This is a genomic window from Tepidibacter formicigenes DSM 15518 (assembly GCF_900142235.1).
GTDB classification, from domain to species: Bacteria; Bacillota; Clostridia; order Peptostreptococcales; family Peptostreptococcaceae; genus Tepidibacter; species Tepidibacter formicigenes.
Genome location: NZ_FRAE01000090.1, coordinates 1 through 7,608, shown reverse-complemented (window position 1 = coordinate 7,608; position 7,608 = coordinate 1). Strand labels below are relative to the sequence as shown.

Genomic DNA, 7,608 nt, shown 5'->3' with positions numbered 1-7,608 from the left:
GATGAAAGTGTAAAAAAGGCAATAGAGAAATTAGATACAATGTATTTAGAAAAGGAAGAAAGAGAAATATATGAAAATGAAAGAAAGGCTATGATGATAAGGAAAGCAGAAGTGAAAACTGCTGAAATTAAAGGAAGAAAGGAAGAAAAGAAGGAATAAAACAAGAAAAAATAAATATAGCTAAAAATTTATTAGATGTTTTAGATAATGAAACAATAGCAATAAAAACAGGACTTTCTGTAGAGGAAGTTAATAAATTGAGGGAGTAAAAGTAGCCATGGCACATGCCATGGCTACTTTTATAAGTTTATAATGTTTACTTGTTCTAATGAAATTTGATTTGTTGTGTTTATATACTCAGGACTTGTTTTCTCAAGTAAACGAATATCTGATGCCATAAAAATTTCTTCTTTAATAAAGACGCTTTTATTTCCCAAAATGTAAACCTAAAATGATAAAAATTTTAAACGTCAGTTTATGATATTTTATTTGAAATTATTTTTATAAATATGTTTAGATATTGTTAACATAATTAAATAAGCAACTAAAGTAGTTATTAGGATAGATACTATAAAAAATAATATTCTATACAAAATAACAATGTCAGTATCAGTTAAGCAATTCAATGATATAATTAGAGCAAACCAATTAGATAAACATAAAATGAAATTCTTAAAATATTTGTTTTTTGTTATATCAAATTCTAAATTTTTTTTATCTGTTTTAAGGTTGAATAAAAAATTATATTTTGATGTATATAAACTAATAAAAAATAAATATAAAAATATAAAGGTAAAAATATATATATTATTTATTTTGAAAATATTAATAAGTTCTTTTGTGTTAAGTAATATACCTAAAAATAAATATATTAATATTTTATTTTTAAAAATCATATGATGCACCTCTTATTTAGATTGGATAACACTTAGTTCAATGGAGAACTAAGTGTTACTTAAATTAATGTCTTCTTCTTTTTTTCTTTTTTCGATTTCTATCTCTAAGGCTATCTTTTGCATAATCTTTTAAACAATCTTTAGTAAGATTTAATCCTGCACCTATTATTGCTCCACTTATTCCTCCTGCTATTGTTCCACCACCAGGTATTCCGCTTCCTAAGGCTGCACCTGTTAAAGCCCCAGTTTTTGCACCAGAAAGTAAACTATCGATTACATCATAACCATCCATTCTTCCTCCGTTAATTTCCATCATTTCACTTAATTTTAATTCTTTCATTTCAAGTACCTCCTTATGATATATGATATTTATTATTTTGATTAATACTGTGACCGTCGCGACAAGATTATTAAAACAAATTCAATTCATAAAATCAAGATATATGTCATGAATTGTTAATATAACGCCATGGATTGTAAAAAAATATATATTTTAGCAATTCATGACTCTATATTGACAATTCGTGACATCTGTATTGACTTTTTGTTTTTAGAATATATAAAATCATGGCTATGAAAACATAAATTAAGGAGGGAAATATGTTTAAAAAGAAATATATATGTATAAAGCAGCATGATATGACTGATTGTGGGGCGGCATGTTTAGCTACTATATCAAAGCAGTATGGTCTTAAAATACCTATTACTAAAATAAGAGAAATAGCAGGGACTGATAAGCAGGGAACAAATGTATTTGGAATGATAAAGGCAGCTGAGGAGCTTGGTTTTTCTGCTAAAGCAGTAAGAGCATCCACTCAGGAAGATTTTTATTCAGAATTTCCACTTCCTGCAATAGCTCATGTAGTTATAGATAATTTACTTCACTATGTTGTTGTTCATTATATATCGAAGGATAAGATAATAGTAGCTGATCCTGGAGAAGGAATAGTTGAATACACTCCAGAAGAATTTTTTAAAATATGGAGTGGAATTTTAATACTTTTAGTACCAGATATTAAGTTTGAAAAAAAGGATGAAACTAAAGGTTTATTTGAAAGATTTTTTTGTATATTAAAACCTCAAAAATTATTAATAATAAATGTATTTTTAGTATCTTTAATGCTTTCTGGGTTAGGTATATTTGGATCATTTTTCTTTAAGTTTTTATTAGATGATATTATACCTTATGGACTTGATAAAACATTAAATGTTGTGGCTATAGGAATGATAATGCTTGGTTTATTAAAAATTGTATTATCAGCATTTCGAAGTCATTTGTTACTATATCTTAGTCAAAAATTAGATATTCCTTTGATACTAGGTTATTACAATCATGTACTAAAGCTTCCTATGAACTTTTTTGGAACTAGAAGAAGTGGAGAGATAATATCAAGATTTATGGATGCCTCTCAAATTAAAGATATAATTTCAGGGGCAACACTTACAATAATGATAGATACATTAATGGCTATAGCAGGAGCTGTAATACTCTATATGGTAAGTACAAAGTTATTTTTTATAGCAATAATACTTTTAATATTAGATACAGCAATAGTAATTTCTTTTAAAGAACCTTTCAAAAAAATGAATAAAGAAATTATGGAGAAAAATGAAAAGTTAAACTCATACTTAATAGAAAGCTTAAATGGAATACATACTATAAAGTCTTTTAATGCTGAAAGAAAAAATGAGTTAAAAACAGAGCAAAATTTTATTGCAGTTCTTAAAACTTCATTTAAAATGGGCAAATTATCAAATATTCAAGGAGTATTATCAAGTGTAGTATCAAGCATAGGAGGAACTGTTATATTATGGGTTGGGGCTAAAAGTGTTATAAGTGGGGAAATGTCTATGGGGCAGTTAATTACATTTAACTCACTTTTAGGATATTTTATAGGACCTGTAACTAATTTAATAAATTTACAAACAAGTATGCAAACAGCTGTAGTTGCAGCTGACAGATTAGGTGAAATACTGGATTTAGAATTAGAAAAAACAAACAATGATTTAAATAAATTAAAACCTAAAACTTTAAAAGGAGATATAGAATTTAAAAATATTGATTTTAGATATGGAACAAGAGAACTTGTTTTAAAAAATATAAATATGAAAATAAAAAAAGGAGAAAAAATAGCTTTAGTTGGAGAAAGTGGGTCTGGAAAGACAACTCTTGCAAAGCTTCTTCTTAATTTATATAAAGTTGAAAAAGGTGAAATTTTAATAGATGGGAAAAATGTACAAGATATATCTATAGAATATTTAAGAGAAAAAGTTGCATATATTCCTCAAGAAACATTTTTATTTAGTGATACTATACTTGAAAATTTAAAGTTTGGAAAAGAAGATGCGACTATGGATGAAATAATAAAGGTATGTGAAATGACAAAAGTTCATGATTTTGTAAATAAGTTACCTTTAAGATATGAAACTAGACTTGAAGAAAATGGAGCTAATATATCAGGGGGACAAAGACAAAGATTATCTATTGCAAGGGCACTTCTTAAAAAGCCAGATATACTTATTATGGATGAAGCTACAAGTAATTTAGATTCTATAACTGAAAAATCTATAGAAAATACAATAAATAGTTTAGATAAAGATATGAGCATTATAATTATTGCTCATAGACTTAGTACAATAAAAAAATGTGATAGAATCTTTGTCTTAGAATCTGGTGAAATTATAGAAAGTGGAACACATGAAGAATTAATGCTTCAAAAAGGAAGATATTACGAGCTTTGGAAAGGACAAGTTAGTGATGAAAGGAGGGCTTCGTAGGTGAAGTATATAGTACAAGACTTGAAAGATATATCAGACAGTAAAGAAATATTAGAAGCTAAGCCATTTCCTTTTGTCCAAATATTTATATATATTATTTTAATATCTTTATTATCAGTACTTATATGGAGTTATTTTGGAGAACTTGATGAAGTAGTTAAAGCCAAAGGAGTAGTTAGACCGAATAGTAAAATTAGTACTATAAAAAATGTAGTATCTGGAAAAGTTAAAACTCTTAATATGAAGGAAGGAAAAAAAGTTAAAAAAGGAGATTTGCTGTATACTTTAGATACAGAAAGTATAGATATTAAAATAAATCAAACTAATGAATTATTAGATAAAAATCAAATAGAATACAATAATTTATGTAAATTTAAAGAAAGCATAATTAAAAAGAAAAATTTATTTGATATAAATGATGAAAAAGAAAGAGATTATTATTATAAATATGAAAAATATAAATTAGATATACAAGAAGAATTTCAAAATAAAGAACTTATAAATGAAAAGGTAAGTGAACTTCAAAATAAAATAAGTAATCAAGAACTTTTATTAAAATCTATGAATGATAATGTTAATTATTTTGATAAACAAAATAAAGAATATTATCATATGTATGAAGATTATAAAGCTAAAAAAGATGAGTTAATAAATAATTTAAACTTTACAGAAAATAATTATAAAAGATATAAAGAGCTATATGAATTTGGAAGTATATCAAAAAAGGAATTTGAAGAAATAAAGAATTATTATAATCAAGCAAAATTAAATCTTCAAAAATTTGATAATGAAAATAAATCAAGAATTTCAAATGAAATATTTGAAAATAAATTAACTCTTAGCCAAAATACTATAGAAAAAAATAAATTATTTAGAAGTACTGATATAAAAAGTATAGGCTCTTTTTCTTATTTAGAAACTGATACATTAGTATCTATAGATGAATTAATTAAAAAGAAAGAAGTACAGATACAAGATTTAAAAGTATCTTTAGGGGAACTCAAAACAAATAAGAAAAAGTGTATAGTAAAATCTCCAATAGATGGAATTTTAAAAATTCAAAAGGAATTGAATATAGGAGATAACTTAATTGGAGGAGAAGATATAGCAACAGTTATTCCTAAAAACCAAAGTGAATTTAAATTAAACATATATGTATCAGATAAAGATATATCTAAGATAAAAAAAGGAGATAAAGTAAAATACCACTTTAAAGCACTACCGTTTAAAGAATACGGAGAATTAAAAGGAAAAATAACTAATATATCAGCAGATTCGACCTTTAATGAAAGTGGAGGATTTAGTTATTTTATAGAAGGAAGCTTAGAAAATAAACCTTTATATGGATATAAAGGAGATATGAAAAGAGTTAAAGTTGGTATGACAGCAGATGTACAAATTGTAACTAAACGTAAAAAGATAATATATTATATTTTAGAAAAATTAGATTTACGTAATTAAAGATAAAGCCTTAGATAAGAAAAATATTCTTATTTAAGGCTTTTTATAATGAATAGAAAATTATAACTAAAATTAAAAATTAATTTAAAAAAAGTAAAAAAATGTTATAATATTTTTCATACAGGAAAAATTTGTGATTCTTGGGGGATTATTATGTTTAATGTCATAGTTTGTGAAGATAACAAAGAAATGCTTAAAAGAATTGTGAACATAATTGATAATTATAATAATACTATTTCTAAAGTTGAGTATAAATTTAATATAGGCTTAATAAGAGATTGTACTGATGGTATTATTGAGTATGTAAAGAAAAATTTAGATAAGAAAAATATTTATATTTTAGATATAGAACTTAAAAATAATCAAAATGGAATGAATCTGGCAAAAGAAATTAGAAAATATGATAAGAATGGAGAAATTATATTCATAACAAATCATTCTGTTATGGTTATGAAGATATTTAAATATAAATTAAAAGCTTTAGATTTTATTGATAAAACTGATAATATTGAATATAGATTATTAGAAAACTTAGATATAATATATAAAAATAGTGTAAATGAAGAAGATGAATCTAGCATAACTATTAAATCTGGAAAAAGAGAATATATACTAAAGCTTAGTGAAATTATAAAGTTTGAAACTACTGGGATACCACGAAAAATAAGAGTATCTACCATAGACAGTATTATAGAATTTAATGGTAGTTTTAAAGAGATAGAAAAAGAGCTTGATGAAAGATTTTATAAGTCTCATAGAGCGTGTATTTTAAATAAAGACTATATAAAAATGATAAATAAAGATTTAAATAATTTATATGTTCTTATGAAAAATGGTCAAAAAAGCCTTTTATCAAGAAGTCGCATTAAGGGACTGATGAAGGATGAATAGTCTTGAAAACTTTGTTATGACATATATTTTTACATATTCATTTATATTTGTTTTTAAAAAATTAGGGAATTATAAAGATTATAATTTATTTTATGAAGTAAATTTAATGATTTTTTTATCTTTATTAGAAACATTGTTAGTATATATATGTCCTGATTTTTTAAGGTTAGGTATATATTATTTAATTCTCAGCTTTGGAATATATTTAGTTTATTCAAAAAATAAATCACGTTTTTTTAAAATATATATTATAACATTTGGCATATTTCACTTATCAGATGTAGTTGTTGGTTACACATTATACGAGTATACTAATATTTTAGATACATATAGCTTCTTGGGAGATATTTTTTTTGAAGTATTAATAATTTTTATGGCTGTATTAATAGCTAGTTTATTAAGGAAAATAAATATTTTAAACTTAAGAAATGATATTATATTAGAAGAAAATAAAATACTTTGGTTGCATACAATTTTCATAATAATAATATTTGCAACGATTATATATAGCTTTGAATATGTAAATGCTGATATAAGTATGAATAAATTTATTTTATTTTTTATACTTATATTTTTATGTTGTATACTTGTAAGCTATGTTATATTTTCTTTTTTAAATAAATTATATATAGAGAAAAATGAAAAAAAGAATATTCAGCTATATGCAAATATGATAGAAGAATCTCTTGAAAACATAAGAAAATTTAAATATGATTATAGAAATATTTTAATGTGTATAAGTGGATATATATCAAGTAACAACATGGAAGGGCTGAAAAAGTATTTCTATGAGAATCTAGTAAATGATAAATATATGGACGTTAATATATATGGACTTATAAATATAAAAAATATTCCTGTTAAAGGGCTAATAAGTATAAAGTTAGCAAAAGCAGTTTCTTTGGGGTTAAATTTAAGTTTAAATATAGTTAATGATATAGAAGATTTTATATTAAAGGATATAGATATTTGTAAAATATTAGGGATATTAATTGATAATGCAGTAGAGGCTAGTATTGAATCAGATGTTAAAATGGTTAATATTGGAATAGGAAATGATGAAGATGAAATTTATATTATAATTTCAAATTCATTTAAAACAAAACCTGAAATAAATAGAATTTTTGAGAAAGGATACTCAACAAAAGGAAATGATAGAGGCTTGGGCCTTGATATAGTCAGAAAACTGAATAAGAAATATCATAATATGTATATGAATACATATATAAAAGATAATTTATTTCATCAAGAGATAGCGATTGTAAAGTAGCCATGGCAAATGCCATGGCTACTTTAATATCATTTTTTAATCTATAGAAATTATAAATTTTTTAAACTGCTGATAACTTTGGTAACTGAATAAAAGTATCAACTATTTTGAGCAACGGAGTCCGTTAGGACTCGTTGGCGACATGAAATTTTAAAAAAGTCTACATTGTAAAACCTTTAGAATAAAGACTTTTTTATAGGGAAATTAAATACATATTCGGTTTATTTAAATAATTGTTTTCTAAAATTTCCTATTTTATGTATTCAGAGTTGTGATTTTATATATTATAAAAACAAAAAGTCAATAAAGATA

Annotated in this window: 5 protein-coding genes; 4 read left to right on the top strand and 1 reads right to left on the bottom strand. The window is 24.0% G+C overall.

Annotated features, from left to right (window positions below; genetic code table 11):
- Window positions 1-960 precede the first annotated feature (960 nt).
- The gene (locus BUA77_RS12160; protein WP_072890649.1) at window positions 961-1,236 is read right to left on the bottom strand and encodes a hypothetical protein; all 276 of its coding nucleotides are present in this window, start codon (window positions 1,234-1,236) and stop codon (window positions 961-963) included.
- A gap of 260 nt (window positions 1,237-1,496) precedes the next feature.
- Here BUA77_RS12160 and BUA77_RS12155 point away from each other — a divergent pair, with 260 nt between their 5' ends.
- The 4 genes from BUA77_RS12155 (at window position 1,497) to BUA77_RS12140 (ending at window position 7,296) form a co-directional block, all read left to right on the top strand.
- On the top strand, window positions 1,497-3,674 hold the full coding sequence (locus BUA77_RS12155; protein ID WP_072890646.1) for a peptidase domain-containing ABC transporter: 2,178 nt from the start codon (window positions 1,497-1,499) through the stop codon (window positions 3,672-3,674).
- Entirely contained in the window at window positions 3,675-5,135 is a 1,461-nt protein-coding gene (locus BUA77_RS12150) for an HlyD family efflux transporter periplasmic adaptor subunit (protein ID WP_072890643.1), read from the top strand.
- Window positions 5,136-5,288: 153 nt separating this feature from the next.
- Entirely contained in the window at window positions 5,289-6,026 is a 738-nt protein-coding gene (locus tag BUA77_RS12145) for a LytR/AlgR family response regulator transcription factor (protein ID WP_072890640.1), read from the top strand.
- Complete coding sequence (locus tag BUA77_RS12140; protein ID WP_072890638.1) at window positions 6,019-7,296, top strand: sensor histidine kinase; 1,278 nt, start codon at window positions 6,019-6,021, stop codon at window positions 7,294-7,296. The genes BUA77_RS12145 and BUA77_RS12140 overlap by 8 nt, the downstream gene beginning before the upstream one ends.
- The last annotated feature ends 312 nt before the right edge of the window (window positions 7,297-7,608 follow it).